Genomic DNA, 19162 nt, shown 5'->3' with positions numbered 1-19162 from the left:
AGAATAAACATTTAACCAGTGGTGACACGAAGTTAAACCCGGAACAGGGATAAATTATGGAAAGCGGTGTGCTGGGAAACTTGCTCGCACCGTTTGGACGGGGGCTGTTGGTAATAGTTGATGAAAACAAATCTTATCAAGGAAACGCCAATAATCTATCCGTATATTTTTGATAACCCAACCAAAAATTCAAAATCTATATAATTATTTTTAAAATTTTAAATAGTTTCAATATTTAGAATTAAGATATCAAAGAACTGGATGCTAGTACACTTGTTTTTCCGGTTTAGAATAGTAGGTTTGTTTATACATAGAGATAATAACTAAAATATAAATTTGTTTATTAAAATTTAAATAATTTATTCTTATTTAAATTTAATTTTTAATGTTTAATTTAATTAATTTCTTATAGTTTACTAAAAAAATCAAAAATTTTAAAAATACGTTATTAATACATTAAATTTTTTTGGTTTTTAAAATAATTTATAATTAAATATAAATTTTGGTTATTTTAAAAATATTTATTTAAATTTTTTTAGAAACAATAAATTTTAAAATTTTTTCCAAATTGTGAATGAATTATTTAAATAAAGATTTTTTCAAAATATTAATTATTTTTTGTATTATTTTATATTAACTTGTATAAAAAAATTATTAATAAATTGAAATTATTTAATTTTATAAAAATTATTGTGTTTTTAAATTATTAATAATAATTGATGAATTATTTGCGAAAATGGATTAATTATTATTAAAATTGTAAAAAGAGATAAGAATAAAATTGAATCAAAACGATCTAATAAACCTCCATGTTCTGGAATTATTTTGCCAAAATCTTTAATTTTTAAATTTCTTTTAAATTTTGAAACTATAAGATCTCCTATTTGGGCTATTATACTATTTATTATGGTTAATATAAAGAAAATAATATAAAATGATGTTTTTTTTGGATTATCAAAAATAATGTTGATAATTATAATAGTACATAATATTCCAAAACAAAATCCTTCTTTAGTTTTTTTTGGGCTAATCGAAGGACATAAAAGGTTTTTACCCCAAAAATAACCTCCTAAAAATGCAAAAATATCGCTTGAAATAGAAATAGTAAATAAATATAATATTATTTTTTGTTTAATTAAAAATAAACTAAATATAGAAATAACACCTAATAAAATATATATAAAAATAGCTATATGTTGAAATAATTTGTTATAAAAGTTTTTATTATTTCGTGTTGAAATAAAATTATATAATAAAGCAATAATGTATAAAAATATAGTTATCATAACAGTCCGGTTATTATTAAATATAAAATAATATAATAATCCTTGTATTATGATGAGGTGTTGAAATATGAAACTTAATTGGTTTATTTTTAAATTTTTTTTACTTATAAAATAAATATATAAAACGAAAATAATTGTTAAAAATATAAATAATATGATTGAATTATTATTTATTACATTTGTTTTTTCTAATAAAAAAAATTTTTTTATATAGGTATGCAAGATATAATTATTTTTTATTTTAATAATTTGATTATTGTATAAATAGTTTAAAATTATTTTTATTAAATAAAAACCATAAGCAGCATTAAATATATAAAAAGATAATATATTCAAAAAATTTGGTTTATTTTGATTATGAGATATTATTGCGTTTGTTGAAGTTTTTTGGATTTTCAACTGTTGAATGACTTCTCGAAAAGATGAATATATAAAAGTTATAAGTAGTAAAACACAATTATAAAATAAAATATTAGTATTGCGTTGTTTGTCTATATATGTTAAAATGCTTAACCATATAAAGGTTATTAAGAGCATATTAATCCCTATATATATTTTTTTTTTATTAATTTTCATATAAATTAGATTTATAAATATTTATTAATACTTTAATAATTCTTTATTTTTTTGATTAGTCAATTCGTCTATAGATTTGATAAATTTATCATGAATTGTTTGTAATTGTTTAAATGTTTGCGTTTCTAAGTCTTGGTTAAGTTTTATTTTTTTAATTTTGTCTTTACTTTGTCTTCTAATATTTCTAATAATGATTTTGGCTTCCTCTGAATTTTTTTTGATTTTTTGAGTTAATTGAATACGTTGTTCTTCAGAAGGTTTGGGAAAAATTAATTTAATAATATTGTTTTCAGTCTTCGGATGAATACCTATGTTTAATTTTAAAATAGCTGTTTTAATACTTTCTGTTAAAGTATTATCAAATGGTTTTATATGTAATTGATTACCTTCAGACACATAAATAGAACTAAAATGTCTTAAAGGTTGCATTTGGTTATAATAATTGATATATACTTGATCTAATATTTGCGGATTAGCTATTCCAGTTCTTATATATTTGAATTTGTCGGTCATGATTTTAATTTGAGATTGCATTTTTTCATTCATTTCATTTAGTATAATTTCTATTTGATTATTATAATCTTGCATTTTAATTCTCCTTAGAAGTTTTAGAAGTGATTAATGTTCCTATTTTTTCTTCTAAAATTACTTTTTTAATATTACCTTTTTGATTCATATCAAAAACTATAATATCTATTTGATTTTCCCAACATAAAGAAACAGCGGTGATATCCATAACATTTAATCTTTTTGATATAATTTCTTTATGTTCTATTTTTTCTAAAAAAATCGCTTTTTGATTGTGTTTGGGATCAGAATTATATACGCCCTTCACATTATTTTTGGCCATTAAAATTATGTTAATACTTAATTCAGCAGCTCTTAGAGCGGCTGCGGTGTCTGTAGAAAAAAAAGGTACTCCAATACCTCCACTCAAAATGATAACACGTTTTTTGTTTAAATGATGATCGGCTCTTTTTTTGATATAAGGTTCAGCTACCGCAAGTACCTGAAAAGATGTCATTACACGAGTTTCAACGTTCAAATTTTCTAAAGCATCTTGTAAAGCTAAAGCATTTACGATAGTTCCTAACATTCCCATATAATCTGATTGATCTCTTTTCATTCCAAGAGTTTGTCCAGTAATTCCTCGCCAAATATTACCCGCTCCAATAATTATAACAATTTGTACGCCTAAATCTTTAATTTCTTTAATTTCCTTAGCAATTTCTTTTACTTTGTGTGGATCAATAGTTACTTTTTCCCCTTTTAATGCTTCTCCACTTAATTTTAAAAGAATCTTGCCTAACATTAATATCTCCCGTTTGACTAAAATTATATATTTTTGTAAATTAATAAATTTTTTTAATATTTTAAAATTTTTAATTCATTATTTAATATTTTTGATTAAAATAATCCTAATTTATTGAATATTTTTTTTATTAAAATAAATTATATTTAAAGATATATTTTTTTAATCATTTAAAGCGAAACGATAAAACGTAATAATATCTGTCTTATGTGTTTTTAAATATTCTTGAACTTTAATTTTAGAATTATTATACATATTTTGTTGCAGTAAAATATCTTTAGATTGAGGGTTTGATTCTGTAATGTGAATAGGTAAATGTTTTTCAACAATTTGACATGGTTTAGTTATATGTATTAAGGTGGAAATTTTTCCATTTTGATGTATATAATAGCCAAAACTTTCTTCGTTTTGTTTATAAATAACTTGTATGCGTTTTAATCTGATTTTTTCTTGAAAAATAGTCATTTTTTGACTTATTATTTGTTTTACTGTTTTTCCTTGATAATTATAATTTAAGAAATCATTTAATTTTTCAAAATTATTAGGAGCTTTTAACAAAATTTCTTCTATGTTTTGTATTAATTCTATAAATTTTATATTTTTGGCTGCAAAATCTGTTTTTATGTTTATTTCGAAAAGTACAGCTTTGTTTTTGTTAAAAGCTACATGAGTTGCGCCTTCTGTCAAATTTTCTTCAAAAGTTTCCGGATATTCTATATATTTTTCTTGATTTAATAATTCAATAGCTTTTTCTATATTTCCTTGAGTTTTTGTTAAAGCTTTTGCGCAATCTGATATACCAAAATTAGTAATTTCTCTTAATTTTTTAACTTTTTCTATTATTTCAGGTTCCATATTTTTAATTAAACTCTTTTATTTAATTTTTTCTATATTATAAATTTTTAAAAAATTTGAAAAAAATTTGATTTTTTGTTTTTTCACATGAATTTTAAGAATATTATTTTATAAATTTATAAAATTATTTTTCTTTGTTAGAAATATTTTTTTCCGATTCATTTGTTTTATCATTGGATTTCATACCTTCCAAAGCAGCATTAGCTAAAATAGAAGTTATTAATTTAACTCCTTTGATAGCATCATTATTAGCGGGAATAACATAATCTACTAAATCTGGATCACAATTGCTATCTATAATGCCGAAAATAGTAATATTTAATTTTCTTGCTTCTGCAATAGCTATAGAATCTTTTTGTGTATCTATAATAATAATAGCTTGAGGTAGTTTGGTCATATTTTTAATACCACCTAAAATTTTCTCTAATTTATTTCTTTTTTGAGTTAATTTTGCTACTTCTTTTTTAGTTAAATGATTCCATAAACCTTCTTCTTCTTCTTTATAGAGGTTTATTAAATAGTTAATTCTTTGGGTGATAGTACTAAAATTAGTAAAAATTCCTCCTAACCAACGTTGATTAATATAATATTGTTTTGATCTTTGAGCTTCTGTTTTTATAATATCTTGTATTTGTTTTTTAGTTCCTAGAAAAAGAATTTTTCCTCCCGAAGAAACTATTTCTACAATTTTTTTATAAGCAATATCGATATGCTCTACAGTTTTTTTTAAATTTATGATATGAATTTTATTTCTTACTGTAGGAATTCCATCATTTTTTAAGCAAAAAAGATATTTTTTAGCTTTATAATGTGTTTTTTTTGCTGAATGTCCAAAATGTATTCCGGCTTCTAATAATTGTTTAATATTTGTTACACTACCCATATTATTTGTTTTGTGTGACTCCTTTTTTCACTTTGAAGTTTTTTAATTTTATTAAAATTTTACATTAAAAGGGTATTATTTTTATTTGGTTTTGGTCCCTAATTTCCAATCGTATTTTTTATTAACCTTAACATTTTAACATATTTTATATTTTTTGACAATTATTTGATTAAATTTTTTTAGTACTACCAAAGCCATTTTTTCGAATTTTATTTTCATTATTATCATTTTTAGTAAGTAAAAAATTTTGAAATATTCCTTGGGCGATCCTTTCGTTTTTATCGATAACAACCGTTTGATTAGAAAAATTGTATAATGATATTAGGATATGCCCTTCGTTTTCGGAATTATTATAATAATCGCTATCTATTACTCCTACATTATTTGTTAACATTAATTTTTTTTTTATAAATAAAGATGATCTAGAATAAATTAGTAAAACTTGATTGGAAGGCAAAAATACTTTTAATCCTGTTGGTATTATTGCTAATTCTTGTGGTAAAATTTTTGTTTCTATAGCGGCTGCTAAATCATATCCTGCACTATATTTAGTTTGTCTTTTCGGTATTTGAATATTGTTTTTTTTGTAATAACTTACTATTTCAAAAAAACTTTCATTTGACATTTTTGTTATTTTTCTCTTTCTTTTATAAATATTATTCTTTTATTTTCTTTATTATGCTTATTTATTATATTATTATAATAAAAAAATTTTTTGTGCAATTCATTATCAGATATATAAGTATAAATTTGAGTTGTCTTTAAATGATTATGCCCTAATAATTCTTGCACTATTCTTAAATCTGCTCCATTTTTTAGCAAAACAGTAGCAAAAGCATGTCTAAACATATGTGGTGATATTTTCCCTTTGTATTTATTTTTTGAGTAGATTTTTTGAATGATAAAGCTGATGCCTCTAGTAGTTATCTTATTGCCATGTTGATTAGTAATTAAGAAGAATATTTGTTTTTTCTTTTTATTATTAATAAATTTAGGTCTTACATGTTCTATATAGCTTTTTAACATATCAGCAAGTTTTCTATGCAAAGGTATGTATCTATCTTTGGAACCTTTACCATTAACTAATATTTGATTATTTAAAAAATTTATATTATTAATAGTTAAATCAACTAATTCTTTTACTCTTAATCCGCAGCTATAAAGCAAGTCTATTATTAAATAATTGCGATAATTTGTAATACTATGGTTTATATTTATAGAATGTAGTAATTTTTTTATATGATAGGGTTCAATAATTTTAGGTATTTTGTGATTTGTTTTGATATTAGGCAAAGATTTAAATATGTTATTTTGAACGTTGTGTTTATCTTTTAAAAAGTTATAAAAAGTTTTTAAAGCAGAAATTTTTCTTTTAATAGTTGTATTTTTATTTTTTTTAGAAGTTAAATGGATTAAAAAGAGACGAGATAAATTGTCATTTTTTAATTCATTAATATTGAAATCTATTTTGTTTCGATTACAAAGTAATATAAATTCTTTTAAGTCAGAAGTATAATTAACTATTGTTGATAATGAATAGTTTCGTTCAATTTTTAAAAATGTTTGAAAATCTTTGATTAATTTTAAATCCATTGCGTTAACTCGCTTTTCAAAATTATTTTTTAAATGATTATATTTATATTATTGTTTACATCATTTTAGTTGTCGGTTTTTAACAAATTTATTTTTATTTCATAATTAAAGTGTTTAAATTTATTGGTTTATGATAATTATATTATTGAAAATTATATGAAATTTTTAAATATAATATTTTTTTATTTTAATAAAATAATTATTTAAGCTAATATTAGTAATTTTATATTATTTTCTCAAATTTGTTTCAGTTATATTATTGAAAATTAATTTATTTCTTATTAAATGGAAAGTTATATTTTAGAATTTTTTAGACAAAAAAATATATTTATTGTAATATATTACTGTTATTGTTTTTTTATAATTGTTTTAAAAATATAAACTTCTAAATTTAAATTTTTAATTTCTTAAGGAATAAAATTTTAAATATTTAAATTTATTTTTTAGAAAATGTTATTATATTAAGTTTAAGTTAATTGATGAAAAAAATTATTTAATTTATAAAAAAATAATGATATTTATTGTTATTTTATACTTAATATAAATTAAAAAAGTTGATTGATAATGAGAATTTTTGAATTTCAATTGGATAAAATAATAATTAGTATGTGAAATTGGTAATTTAATCATAAATAAGAATATTTATTGAAGTCAATTTTAATTTTTTATAAAAAAATAATTATTTTTTTATAAATAAAAAGATCTAATTTTTATTTTTTCATCAGGTTAAAGAAAAAGGATTTTGAATAATGGCAATATCAGAACAAACAATAGATGGTCTTCTTTTTAAAGAAATGGTTATTAATGGTACTATTAATTTAAAAAAAAATTGTCAAAAAATAAATAATTTAAATGTTTTTCCTGTTCCTGATGGCGACACAGGAACTAATATGTATATGACTATGGTTGAAGGTATTCGTCATATTTATTCTCTTAATGAAAATTCTATTATTGAAGTTTCTCGCGTTTTAGCTAATGCTTTAATTATGAATTCTAAAGGTAATTCAGGTGTTATTTTATCTCAATTTTTTACTGGATTTTCTAATAAGTTAATTCTATTAAAGAAAAATTTTATTAATATAAAAGAATTTATTCAATCATTACTTAGTGGTTATCAACAAGCTTATTCTTCTATATTTTCTCCTGTAGAGGGTACTATTTTAACGGTATTGCGCGATTCTATTGAAGCTGTGAATAATCAAAAAAATTTTAACAATATTGAAGAATTATTGAGTAAAATTATTAAATATGCTAAAAAATCTTTAGCTAAAACTCCTGAATTATTACCTATTTTAAAAGAATCTAATGTTGTGGATAGCGGAGCAGCTGGCTTGATTTATTTTTTTGAAGGTATGTTGTTGTGTTTTAAAGATTCAAATTCAAATATTTCTTTAAAAGACTTTTCTAAAGATTTTATGATTTCTCAAGAAACGGAGGTTTTTGAGAATCATAATATTGATAAAATATCTGATATAAAATGTTCAGAGATTCCTTATTGTTATTGTACAGAATTAGTTGTTAATTTATATAATCCAAAAGAATTGGATTTGTCACAATTACGTCAAAAATTGGTTAAATTTGGCAATTCTTTAATAGCTATAGTTAATGATACTTTGCTTAAAATACATATTCATACTAATAAACCTGGATTGGTTTTAACAAATGTATTAAAATACGGCTTTTTAATTAAGTCTAAAATTGATAATATGAAAGAGCAAAATAAAAATTTTCTGAAAGAACGGAATTCTTATAATAATCAAATTTTTCAAAAAAATTATATTTTAATATCTATTGTTCCTAATGAAACAATTTTAAATATTTTTAAAAAAGATTTTAAATTAGATTATATTATTATTAAAAATAGAAAATTTATGTGGGATTTTTTTTGGAATAATTTAAAAGCAATTTTAAATAAAGTTGAATGTTGTAATGTTATTTTATTACCTAATGATCCAGAAATATTAGCTAAGAGTGATTTAATTACAAAAAGTTTTGATAAATTTAACATTAGTGTTATGAATACTAGCAATATTGCTCAAGGTTATAATGCTCTTGTTTCTTTTGATGAAACATTATCTTATAATGAAAATATTTCTAATATGATTGATAATGTTAAAAATAATTTAGTAGGTAAAATTTTATTTAATCCAAATTATAATTTATCAGAAAATTCTTCTTTAGAATTGAAAGCTTTTGTAGATTCTATTTTTTTTCAACAACATAATGATTTAGAAATTTTAATTATCGCATTATTAAAAAGAATGATTACAAAAACAACTCAATTAGTTACTATTTTTTATGATCAAAAATTAGAAAAACATTATTCTTTAATAGGTTTGGAAAAATTTTTATCTAAGAATTATAATGATTTAGAAATCAATAAAATTATAAATAACGACCATTTACATTATTATTTGATTTTAGTGGAAAATTAATTTTATTAATTAAAATATCTTTTTATAAAACAAGATATTTTATGCGGATGTGGCGGAATGGTAGACGCGCATGTTTGAGGGGCATGTGAGAAATTTTCTCTTATGAGTTCGAATCTCATTATCCGTACCATATTTTGTTAAAAAATTTTATTTAAATTTCCTATTATTTTAGTTTTTTATTAATATAATATGATAAACTATGTTATACGATAATTTTTTGAAAAAATATTATAAAATATTAAAATGATTAAATTATCTTAGCTTGTTCATTAAATATTAAATATAAATTTTTATATTTTTATTTAATATTTAATTTTATATTTATATATAATCGAATTTCTAAAGTTAATTTTTATTTTAAAGTGGTTTGTTTTAAATAACCACTTTTTTAATTTTAAAGAACATAAGATGATTTGATAATCTAAATTATATTTTGATAAGAAAGAGGTAATTTGTTTGGAAAATAAAAATTTTTTAAAACATATTGATCAAATAGCGCAAGAATACGAAATAACTCGTGAACAAGTTATTAATGCTTTAGAAAAAGCTTTAATATCTGGTTGTAAAAAGACCTTTCAAATAAAAAAATGTAGAGTTTTTTTTGATTCAAATTATGATAAAATTACCTTGTATAAACAATATATAGTTGTCGATGAAAAATGCGATGTTTCTGTGTTTAAAGAACAAGATTATATTCATTTAAAAAAAGCTAAAGAACTTAATCCTTCTGTTGAGGTAGGCGAACTTTTGGAAATTGAAGTAGATCCAAAAAAAGATTTCAATTTTTATGGCAGTCGTGACTTTAAAAATAAATTTAATGAAGAATTATTGAAATTTCAAAGAGAAAATATCTTTAATTTTTTTAAACAATATGAAAATAAGTTAATGATGGCAGAGGTAATTGAAGAAAAATTAAAATTTTTTATTTTAATGTTAGAGAAAAATTTTAAGACTTTTATTTTTAAAAAAGATTTAATGTTGAATGATCATTTTAATATCGGTGAAAAAATTTTTGTTTTAATTACAGAAGTTCGTAATTCTACACCCAAGCATCTTCAAATTTTTGTTAGTCGCATTAATAATCAATTTGTTGTTGAATTGTTAAAATATTTTATTCCGGAAATTCGAGATGGTTTGGTTCAAATTATGGCTATTGCTCGTATTCCTTCTAGTAGAGTTAAAGTTGGATTGTTCTCTAATAATAAAAAAATAGATCCTATTGGGACTTGTATTGGAGAAAAAGGTTATAGAATTAAAAATATTTTAAACATTTTAAGAGGCGAAAAGATAGATTTATTTAAATGGAGTGTAGATATAGAAAAATTAATTATTAACGCTTTAAAACCGGCTCAAATTATTCAAATTTTAAATTTAGATTTTGAAAAAAAAATTGCTTTAGTTTCTGTAGCGCCTGATCAAGTTGCTTTAGCTATTGGCAAATCAGGACAAAATCTTAAGTTAGCAATGAAAGTAACTCAATGGCAAATTGAAATTCAAACTAATCAATAATGATGTGTTCATTTTGTTTATAAATTTTTTAAATTATCTTTTTATTATCAACTTATAGATTTATGGTTAATACATAATATTTGTTAAATATAATCTAGGAGGAGAAAATAATAGTTATATGCAAAATAAAAATAAAAAAGAAGATTATCGAAAAGATGATAAATCAAGTGTTTCTTTAATGCGTGATTACGTGTACAATTCTAATCATACTATTAAGGAATTAGCTGAAATTTGGCAGATGTCAGAAAAATTTTTAATTGGGATAATTGGAAAATTAGGAATAAAATTTAAAAATAATCAATCTTTAACAAGAGATTTGATTGAGTTATTAGGTTTAAAGTTAAATATTAATATTATTGATGATTTTATAGTTAATGAAGAAAATATGATTACTAAAACGCCAATAGAAAATTTAATAACACGTTCTCCTATTGTGACAATCATGGGTCATGTAGATCATGGAAAAACTACTTTATTAGATGTGATTCGTAAAACTCGTTTGGTAGATCAGGAAGTCGGCGGTATTACTCAAAAAATAGGCGCTTACGAAGTTATTTATAACAAACGCAAAATCACTTTTATAGATAGTCCTGGTCATGAAGCTTTTACCCAAATGCGTAGTAGGGGAGCTCGAATAACTGATATTTGTGTTTTGGTGGTAGCTTGTGATGATGGTGTTCAAGCTCAAACTTTAGAATCGATTCAACACGCTCAAAAAGCTAATGTTGATATTATTATAGCTCTGAATAAAATAGATAAAATTCCTAATCAAAAGGAACGTATTATGTCAGAACTATCTGAATATAATTTAATTCCTAAAGAATGGGGCGGAGATACTTTTTATATAGAAATCTCTGCATTAAAAACTCAAGGTATCGATGATTTATTAAAAACTATTTTGTTAGTAAATGATAAACGCCCTAGAATAATCAATTCTAAACAAAACGTTCTAGGAATCATTTTAGAGGCTAGTTTAATTAAGAATAAAGGTTCTGCAGCTACTGTTATTGTGAACCAAGGAATTTTAAAAATTGGAGATATTGTTATTGCTGGCCATGCTTATGGAAAAGTTAGAGCTTTGGAAAATGACATTAAAGAAAATATTAAACAAGTTTTGCCTTCACAACCTGCAGTTGTTTATGGTTTTAAAACAGTTCCGCAAGCTGGCGATTTATTAATGGTTGCAACTAATGAAAAAATAGCCAAACATATTATAGAAATAAGAAGACAAAAAACTCAAGAACAAAAACATCAAGAAATTAAAAAAAATTTAGAGCAAAATTTTATGGAAGATTTATTAAAAAAAAACGTTTCTTATTCAGTATTAAATTTTGTTTTAAAAACGGATACACAAGGTATGATTGAGGTTATAACAGAATCATTAAAAAATTTAAATTTTCATGGAGTTAAAATTAATTTTATTAAAACAGATACTGGCGCGATAACAAATAATGATATTATGTTAGCTAATACTTTCCAAGCTATTATTATTAATTTTAATAATTTGGTAGATAATAATATAATAAAATTAGCTGATAGTTTAAAAGTAGAAATAAGAAATTATCAAATTTTATATCACTTGGTTGAAGATATTTCTAAAAAATTAAAAACTTTGGCTCAACCTATTTTTAAACTTAAATTTACAGGAACAGCTATTATTATTCAGATTTTTTATAGAAGTGATAAAAATAATATAGCTGGTTGTCGAGTTATCAATGGTGTTATTTATAATGGCGCGTCTGTTCAGGTTAAACGTCAACAAAAAATAATTTATCAAGGAAAAATCATTTCTTTAAAACATTTAAGAAATAATATTGATTGCGCTAAAACAGATAGTGAATGCGGTATTGTATTTGATAATTTTAATGATTTTCAAATGGATGATATAATAGAGGCGTCCCGAATGGAGGAAATAGTTGATGAATAAGTTGATAGTAGTAGAAAGAATGTCTAGTATTATTCACAGAGAATTAGTAAGTATTGTTAATAAAGTAATACAAAATTCTCAAATAGGTTTTATTAGTATTACAGATGTGAAGCTTAATAAAGACTTTTCATTAGCTAAAATTTTTTATACTATTATTGATAAAAAACCTGAAATTTTAAATTTAGTCAAGAATATTTTAGAAGAACATAAAACAGTTATTCGTAAAGATTTAGCTCTTAAAATAAGAAAAAAAATCCGTTATATTCCTAATTTAGTATTTGAATATGATTATGAGTTGTTACATGGTCAACGTATAGAAGAATTATTGAATAAATTAAATAAATAAAAATTACTTATTAATAATTGTTTTTTTGTCTTTTAATTATAATTTTTTCAATTTATATATTAAAATTTTAAATCATTAGAGGCTATTTTTATGATTGCTGAGGTTTTAATTGATTTATCATTAAATTCTGATTTTTCATCTTTTGATTATATTATTCCTGAAAAAATGAGAAATTTAGTTCAAATAGGTACTAGAGTTATTATTCCTTTCAATAATACTGTTCGTTTGGGTTACGTGCTTGTTATTAAGGAAAATAGTGCATTCGCTAACAAAGAAATAATAGAAGTTCTTGATTTAGTGCCTTTTCTAAATCAAGAATTTTTTTTGTTAATTGATGAATTATTAAAAATACCTTTAAATTCTAAAATTTCTGTTTATAGAACGGTTTTGCCTAAAGAACTATTAACTTCTTATGTTCGTAGAATTTCTATTTTAAAATCGGATTTGGTGCCAGTAGAGTTAAAAAAATATTTAGATGATCAAAAATTTTTATTAAATGTGAAAAGTAATTTTCAAATGGATATTTTGCGAAAATTAAAAAAAGAAAAAATTATTGAAATTTCTATTGTACCTAAAAAAGAAATTTCTCAATTGTCTTTTAATCATATTAAATCTTTGGTTTATCAAGAAAAAACAGAAGATAAAAAATTTGGGGCTAATAATGTCCCAACCAATTCACTTAACGAAAGAGAAATATCAAAAGTTTATTTAACTATTGAACAACAAAATATTTTTAACAAATTATTTTTAGATTGTTATCAAACTTATTTATTAATTTATTCTTTAGAATATGATAAATTGCAGATATATTGGCAATTAATTAAAGAAAATTTAAAAAAACAAAAACAAATTCTTATTTTAATGCCTGAGATTATTTTGATTGAACGATTGGTGAAAAGAATTAAAATACAATTTCCTGACATTGTTATATTTATTAATCATAGTGGCAAAATACCTAATAAAGTCAATAATAATTTTAAACAATCTTTAAAATTTGATTTAGTAATAGGTACTAATATTGCTGTTTTTACTCCTTTTGTAGATTTGGGAGTTATTATTATAGATGACGAACATCATGATGCTTTTATTGAAAAGATAAAGATGCCTTTTTATGATGTTAGAGAATTAGCCCAATTAAGGGCTAATTATCATAAAATTCCTTTGATTTTATCTAGTTTATCACCATCATTAACTAGTTATTATCGAGCTAAAAAATTAGGCGAATATATCTGGCTGAATTTAAAAAAAACGGGAATTAAATATGATATTCAATTAATCGATATGAAAAAAGAATTACAACAAGGAAATTTATCACCTTTATCTTCATCTTTAACCGAATTATTAATTAAAAATTTTAAATCTAAATCAAAAAGTTTATTATTTGTGAATATTAAAGGTTTTTCTCGTTTAGTTTTATGTTTCAATTGCGGTTATATCCCTAAATGTTTTAAATGTGACCGTATTTTACATTCTTATATTAATTGCAAAATATTAAAATGTTCTTTTTGCGATTATAAAGAGAAATTTCCTGGATATTGTTCTTTATGTGAACAAAAAACTATTTCTAGTATGTTTTCTGGTATTTTATCTATTAAAAGTTTTTTAAAAGAACAAATACCAGAAGCTTTTGTTGGTTGTATAGATTCGGATAATATTCGTAATTTTAATATTAAAGAGTATAACAAAATTATATCTAATATAAAAGATAATAAAGTAGATATTTATTTAGGTACTACCATGATAATTAAAAATGGTATTTCTTGGCCAATGAGTTTATTAGGTATTGTTTTTTTCGATGCATTACTTAATATATCTCATTTCACAGCTCAAGAAAAAACTTTTCAAATGTTAGTTCAATTAATATATAACATGCCAATAAAATCTCGTATTTTAATACAAACTTATAATATCAATAATTATATTTTAAATTCTATTGTTAATAATGATTTTGATTATTTTTATGAAAAAACTTTAGAAGAACGCAAAATTAGCGGGTACCCTCCTTTTATGTTGATTAGTAAATTTTTAATCATGCATCAAAATTTTTTTAAGGCTCGAGAAATAGCTCAAAAACTTAAGATTATTTTACAAAATAATCTTTCAATTGATATAGCTAATGTTTTAGGACCTTCTATAGCTAAACGTTCTTTTCAAATTATTAATAAAAAACATTTTTACCGGTTTTTTTTAACATTAAAATATAAACATTGGCCTTTAGATTTAGATTTTTTAAAAAAAAATCATTTTGATAAAAATACTTATATTATATTTGATCGTTTTGATATTTTAACAGACCATGATATTTTGACATTTTTTTAATTTATGAGAATTTTTTTAAAATATGATTAATTAAAGTTTATTTTTAATATTAAATTTATTTTCTGTTCCTAAATACAATTGAATAATATTTTTTTTATGTTTAATAAAAATTAAAATAGTAATAATAGCCATAGCTATAGAGTTATATGTATTTTGGTTTGTTATATATAAATTAATATTAGTAATAATTGTAGCAATTAAAGAAGATAAAGAAGCATAACCAGTAATTTTAACTAAAAATATAAAAATCATAACTCCAAAAAAACCACTCCAAAAATTAATTCCTGTAACTACTCCTACAGAAGTTGCTATAGCTTTGCCTCCTTTAAAATGATTAAAAATAGAAAACATATGACCCAAAATAGCGCATATTCCTAGAATTATTGTTTTGTCTTGAGGAAAATTTAAATTTAATTTAGAATTTTTAAAAATAAAAACAGGTAAAAATCCTTTTAGAAAATCTAATAAAAAAGTTAATAAACCGTATTTAAAACCTAAAATTCTTGTAACATTGGATGCTCCGATATTTTTAGATCCTAATAAATTAATTTTTCTATTATTGAAAATGCCTATTAATAAACCGAAAGGGATGGATCCTATGATATAACATATTATGCAAATGTTAATATTAGTTAATGATAATTGGAACATATTGTTTTTATTCTCCTTGTGTATATATTATTGATTTTACTTAAGGCAATTTTAGTATTTTAATTTTCATTAAAAAAATTATTTTTTATTAAAAATTATAAAAAAATACTTAATTAAATTTAAATAATTTTCAGAATAGGTTGCAATTTTTTTATGTTAAAAAAATATTTAATATTACAAGTTATAAAAACATGTTTTAGTAGAAAAAAAAAATTATTTTTTTCCATTTTTTTATTACACTTGCTTTTTTGTACTTTTTGTTTTATTTATTATAATTTTTGGAATGGTAATTTTGATTTTAAAAAACAATTTGTTCGATGGTGTCGTTTGTGTTTTAGTATTGTTATAAAATATGTTATTGCATTTTTTTGTATAATATATGCGATTTATTTTGTTATTGTTTAAATTTAACAATAAAAAACAATATTTTAATTGGAAATATACAAATATTAAAATATTTATTTAAATGTGGTAAGAAAAAATAAAGATCAACTGTTTTAATATATGTTGATCTTTATTCGTTTAAAACTTTTAAATTTGACTAATACAATTTATTTTTATAATAAAAAGAATTTTTATGCCATGTAGATACTACGAAAAGCTATATTTGCTATAACGTATACTAAAGGTCCTGTTAATCTAGTGGCTATCATTGCAAAAGGTAATAAATTCATTCTATGAGATATTGTCATAACTCCTACATTACCTGCTCCACCGATACTATAAGATGAAATTCCTGATGTTAAAGCTGTTTCTAAAGGATAAAATCCTAATTTTGGTGCCATTAAAAATGTAATTAAAGTAGCTATGAATAAAGAAGCATAAACAATTATTAAAACACTTGGATTTACAATTGTTTCTTTTAATTGTTGGAAATTTGTAGTTAATCCTAAACCTACTAATACAGCGCTTGTGAAATTTTCTGTCATGAATTTTCCGGATTGAGTGACAGCGTTTTGATTTTCTTGAGACATTAGGTCAAATATTTTGATTATTAATAATAAAATGATCATATAAACCATTGGATCCATTTTACCAAATAATAATTGATTTATCATACTGCCCACAGAATAAAGTGCAAAAATAATTAACCATCCCATGCATATTATTTTAAAATCTTTTATTTCATTTATTTTGGTAGTTTTTATTTGATCTTTAGGATTTAAATGAGAAGAAGATTTTTCTAATTTCCCTTGTCCGCTATATTTACTTTTATCAAAAATAATGTAAAGTAATCCTGCTATAAAAATACTTAGTGTACGAGCTAAAATTAAAGGTCCTAGAATAGCAGTTCTAATGGTTGAAGCTTCAACTTGAAAAGCTTCTTTATAAATTCCATTGGCAAAACCGTTAATTCCTAAATTAGTACCTCCGTTAGTCAAAGGTACAAATACAAAAAATATTGAATCTAATATAGGACCTTGACTAAGTTTTTTAAATATTTCTGGGCATTGATAATTTAATAAATACCCTAATCCACCAATAGTTAAACCACATATAAAAACACTACAAATTGTTAGAGGAACAAACTTTATTAAAGATCTTCTTAATAATTGTCTATCCACACTTAAAAGACTACCAGCTATAACAATAGTTATAAAAAATTGTGAAAAATTAATACCTATTCCATAGGAATCATTAGGTTTATTAAAAAATCCTTTATCGATATGTTCAGCTAGTTGTTTTGGTATCCATCCTTTAAAAACTAAGTAAGATGGTACAAAAATACAAAGTAAAAAACCCAAACCCAATTTATTTAAACCAGGAACTTTAGAGCCTACATAACTTAAAGTAATTCCCAACATAGTTATTAAAAACAAAGGAGTTAATAAAGGATGGTAAAATTTATTAATTTTTGCCGGATAATGAGCTATGCAAAAAATATTTAATCCTAATATCAAAAGTAATGTTATAAAAAATATAGGTTTAAAACCGAATATTTTGTTTTTATTTTCTTTTATTTGATTATTTGACATATCAGAAATACCCCTTTTTTGTTAACAGACTTTTTATATTTCAAAATTTAATTTTATTTTAAAAATATCTGTAAAAATTCAATTTTATTAATTATTTTATTTAATATTTTATTTATAATGTTTAGCGACTGAGGAAAGTAATTTTATAAATGAATATTAAAATCCAAAAATTGAATTTTTTTGTATTTAAAGGAAATTTACAAAGTTGTAATATTTACAATGTTTAGACTTTTAGGATTTTATTTTCCCAAAAATATATCTAACATAAATCTATTTTAGCATAAATAAATTAAAAAAATTTAAAATTTTTTGTTTTTAAATATATAATAAAAACACATTTAGGTTAGTTTTTTTATACAATTTTTTTTAAAACAATTTTTAAGATATTCTTAAAATTATAAATAAAATAAATACAGTAATTTAGTTTATATCTCAAATTTCTAAAAAATAACTTATATTCCAAGATAAAAATTATTTTGTTATTTGGTTTATATAAGATTTATTATTTATTTTAACTTCTATTATTTAATATTTGGAATAAAATTTTTATCTAAAATTTTTATTTATATTTTGAATAAATTTTTGTAAAAATTATTATAAAACAAGAATTAGGACGATAACATTAGATGAAAAGAATATATTTTTTTGACATAGATCAAACTCTTTATCATAACAATAAACAAACCATTTTGCCACAAACTAAAAAATTAATTTTAGCTTTAGCAAATAAACCCGGTATTATTTTGGGTATTGCTACAGGAAGGAATTATCGCAATTTAAATGTTTTAGGGGATTTGATATCTTGCTTTCAGTATTTTGTTATTATGAATGGCGCCGTTACTATATCTAAAAACGAGGGTATTATTAATGAAAATCCTATTCCATCAGAATATATCGAATGTTTTGTTAATAAAATTAAAAATTTTAATATTTTATTAGCCGGTGTTAATATTGATAAGGAAGTAATTTTGTATCATCCTAATTCATCAGATAAATCTTTGATTAATTATTATCAAAAAGAATTAAATTATGATGTGGTTTATGATTTGAAATTGATGTCTAAGATATATTTTATGGTTGCTTTAGGTTCAGATGTCAAGAAAATTAAAAATTTTAGAAATGATTTAAAGTTTTTAAATATATGTTTTTGGAATAGTCATGTAGATTTAACTATTGATTATGTTAACAAATATTATGGTATTTCAAAAATTAAATTAAAATATCCTGATTATCAATTAATTTGTACAGGAGATGGTAGTAATGATATCGAAATGTTATCTTATGCGGATATTGGTATAGCTATGGGAAATAGTTTGTATCCACGAACTAAAGCAGTAGCTAAATTTATAGCTCCGCATATTGATTCAGATCAATTATATGATTTTTTTGAAAAAAATATACTTATTTAAATTTAGATTAAAAAAATATTTTTTTTAATTTAGGAAAATTTTAAATCATTTTATATTTTCATTTTTATATTATAAGGATTTTTAA

15 protein-coding genes and 1 tRNA gene are annotated in these 19162 nt (G+C 21.8%); 7 read left to right on the top strand and 9 right to left on the bottom strand.

The window, feature by feature from the left end; translation table 11 throughout:
* Positions 1–698: 698 nt before the first annotated feature.
* From OC701_RS00205 to OC701_RS00175, 7 genes are all read right to left on the bottom strand, one after another.
* Entirely contained in the window at positions 699–1823 is a 1125-nt protein-coding gene (locus OC701_RS00205) for a phosphatidate cytidylyltransferase (protein ID WP_304514104.1), read from the bottom strand.
* Positions 1824–1886: 63 nt separating this feature from the next.
* A complete protein-coding gene (locus OC701_RS00200; RefSeq protein ID WP_304514103.1) occupies positions 1887–2450 on the bottom strand; it encodes a ribosome-recycling factor in 564 nt (187 codons plus the stop codon).
* A 1-nt stretch (position 2451) separates the two neighbouring features.
* Positions 2452–3180: a UMP kinase gene (gene pyrH, locus OC701_RS00195; protein ID WP_304514107.1), complete on the bottom strand. Its 729-nt coding sequence runs from the start codon at positions 3178–3180 to the stop codon at positions 2452–2454.
* 156 nt (positions 3181–3336) lie between these two features.
* Positions 3337–4029, bottom strand: a complete 693-nt coding sequence (tsf, locus tag OC701_RS00190; protein ID WP_304514102.1) for a translation elongation factor Ts — start codon at positions 4027–4029, stop codon at positions 3337–3339.
* A 124-nt stretch (positions 4030–4153) separates the two neighbouring features.
* Entirely contained in the window at positions 4154–4912 is a 759-nt protein-coding gene (rpsB, locus tag OC701_RS00185) for a 30S ribosomal protein S2 (protein WP_304514101.1), read from the bottom strand.
* 169 nt (positions 4913–5081) lie between these two features.
* The gene (gene dut, locus OC701_RS00180; RefSeq protein ID WP_304514100.1) at positions 5082–5537 is read right to left on the bottom strand and encodes a dUTP diphosphatase; all 456 of its coding nucleotides are present in this window, start codon (positions 5535–5537) and stop codon (positions 5082–5084) included.
* Positions 5538–5542: 5 nt separating this feature from the next.
* Complete coding sequence (locus OC701_RS00175) at positions 5543–6505, bottom strand: tyrosine-type recombinase/integrase (RefSeq protein ID WP_304514099.1); 963 nt, start codon at positions 6503–6505, stop codon at positions 5543–5545.
* 749 nt (positions 6506–7254) lie between these two features.
* Between OC701_RS00175 and OC701_RS00170 the strand changes: the two genes are divergently transcribed.
* From OC701_RS00170 to priA, 6 genes are all read left to right on the top strand, one after another.
* Positions 7255–8940: a DAK2 domain-containing protein gene (locus tag OC701_RS00170; protein ID WP_304514098.1), complete on the top strand. Its 1686-nt coding sequence runs from the start codon at positions 7255–7257 to the stop codon at positions 8938–8940.
* A gap of 43 nt (positions 8941–8983) precedes the next feature.
* Positions 8984–9070, top strand: a tRNA-Leu gene (locus OC701_RS00165).
* Positions 9071–9396: 326 nt separating this feature from the next.
* Complete coding sequence (gene nusA / locus OC701_RS00160; RefSeq protein ID WP_304514097.1) at positions 9397–10449, top strand: transcription termination factor NusA; 1053 nt, start codon at positions 9397–9399, stop codon at positions 10447–10449.
* A gap of 118 nt (positions 10450–10567) precedes the next feature.
* Complete coding sequence (gene infB, locus OC701_RS00155; protein ID WP_304514096.1) at positions 10568–12376, top strand: translation initiation factor IF-2; 1809 nt, start codon at positions 10568–10570, stop codon at positions 12374–12376.
* On the top strand, positions 12369–12722 hold the full coding sequence (rbfA, locus tag OC701_RS00150; protein WP_304514095.1) for a 30S ribosome-binding factor RbfA: 354 nt from the start codon (positions 12369–12371) through the stop codon (positions 12720–12722). The genes infB and rbfA overlap by 8 nt, the downstream gene beginning before the upstream one ends.
* 90 nt (positions 12723–12812) lie before the next feature.
* On the top strand, positions 12813–15041 hold the full coding sequence (gene priA / locus OC701_RS00145; RefSeq protein WP_304514094.1) for a replication restart helicase PriA: 2229 nt from the start codon (positions 12813–12815) through the stop codon (positions 15039–15041).
* A 30-nt stretch (positions 15042–15071) separates the two neighbouring features.
* Here priA and plsY read toward each other — a convergent pair whose 3' ends face one another.
* Positions 15072–15692, bottom strand: a complete 621-nt coding sequence (plsY, locus tag OC701_RS00140) for a glycerol-3-phosphate 1-O-acyltransferase PlsY (protein ID WP_304514093.1) — start codon at positions 15690–15692, stop codon at positions 15072–15074.
* 575 nt (positions 15693–16267) lie between these two features.
* Positions 16268–17668, bottom strand: coding sequence for a 2-hydroxycarboxylate transporter family protein (locus OC701_RS00135; protein WP_304514092.1), 1401 nt, complete (start codon positions 17666–17668; stop codon positions 16268–16270).
* A gap of 626 nt (positions 17669–18294) precedes the next feature.
* On the opposite strand from OC701_RS00135, the gene OC701_RS00130 reads away from it, so the two are divergent.
* Positions 18295–19077 carry an HAD-IIB family hydrolase gene (locus OC701_RS00130; protein ID WP_304514091.1) on the top strand — a complete coding sequence of 261 codons (783 nt, stop codon included), beginning with the start codon at positions 18295–18297 and terminating at the stop codon, positions 19075–19077.
* The last annotated feature ends 85 nt before the right edge of the window (positions 19078–19162 follow it).

The organism is Candidatus Phytoplasma bonamiae (genome assembly GCF_030586845.1).
GTDB classification, from domain to species: Bacteria; Bacillota_I; Bacilli_A; order Acholeplasmatales; family Acholeplasmataceae; genus Phytoplasma; species Phytoplasma bonamiae.
This window is presented reverse-complemented; position numbering and strand designations above follow the sequence as displayed.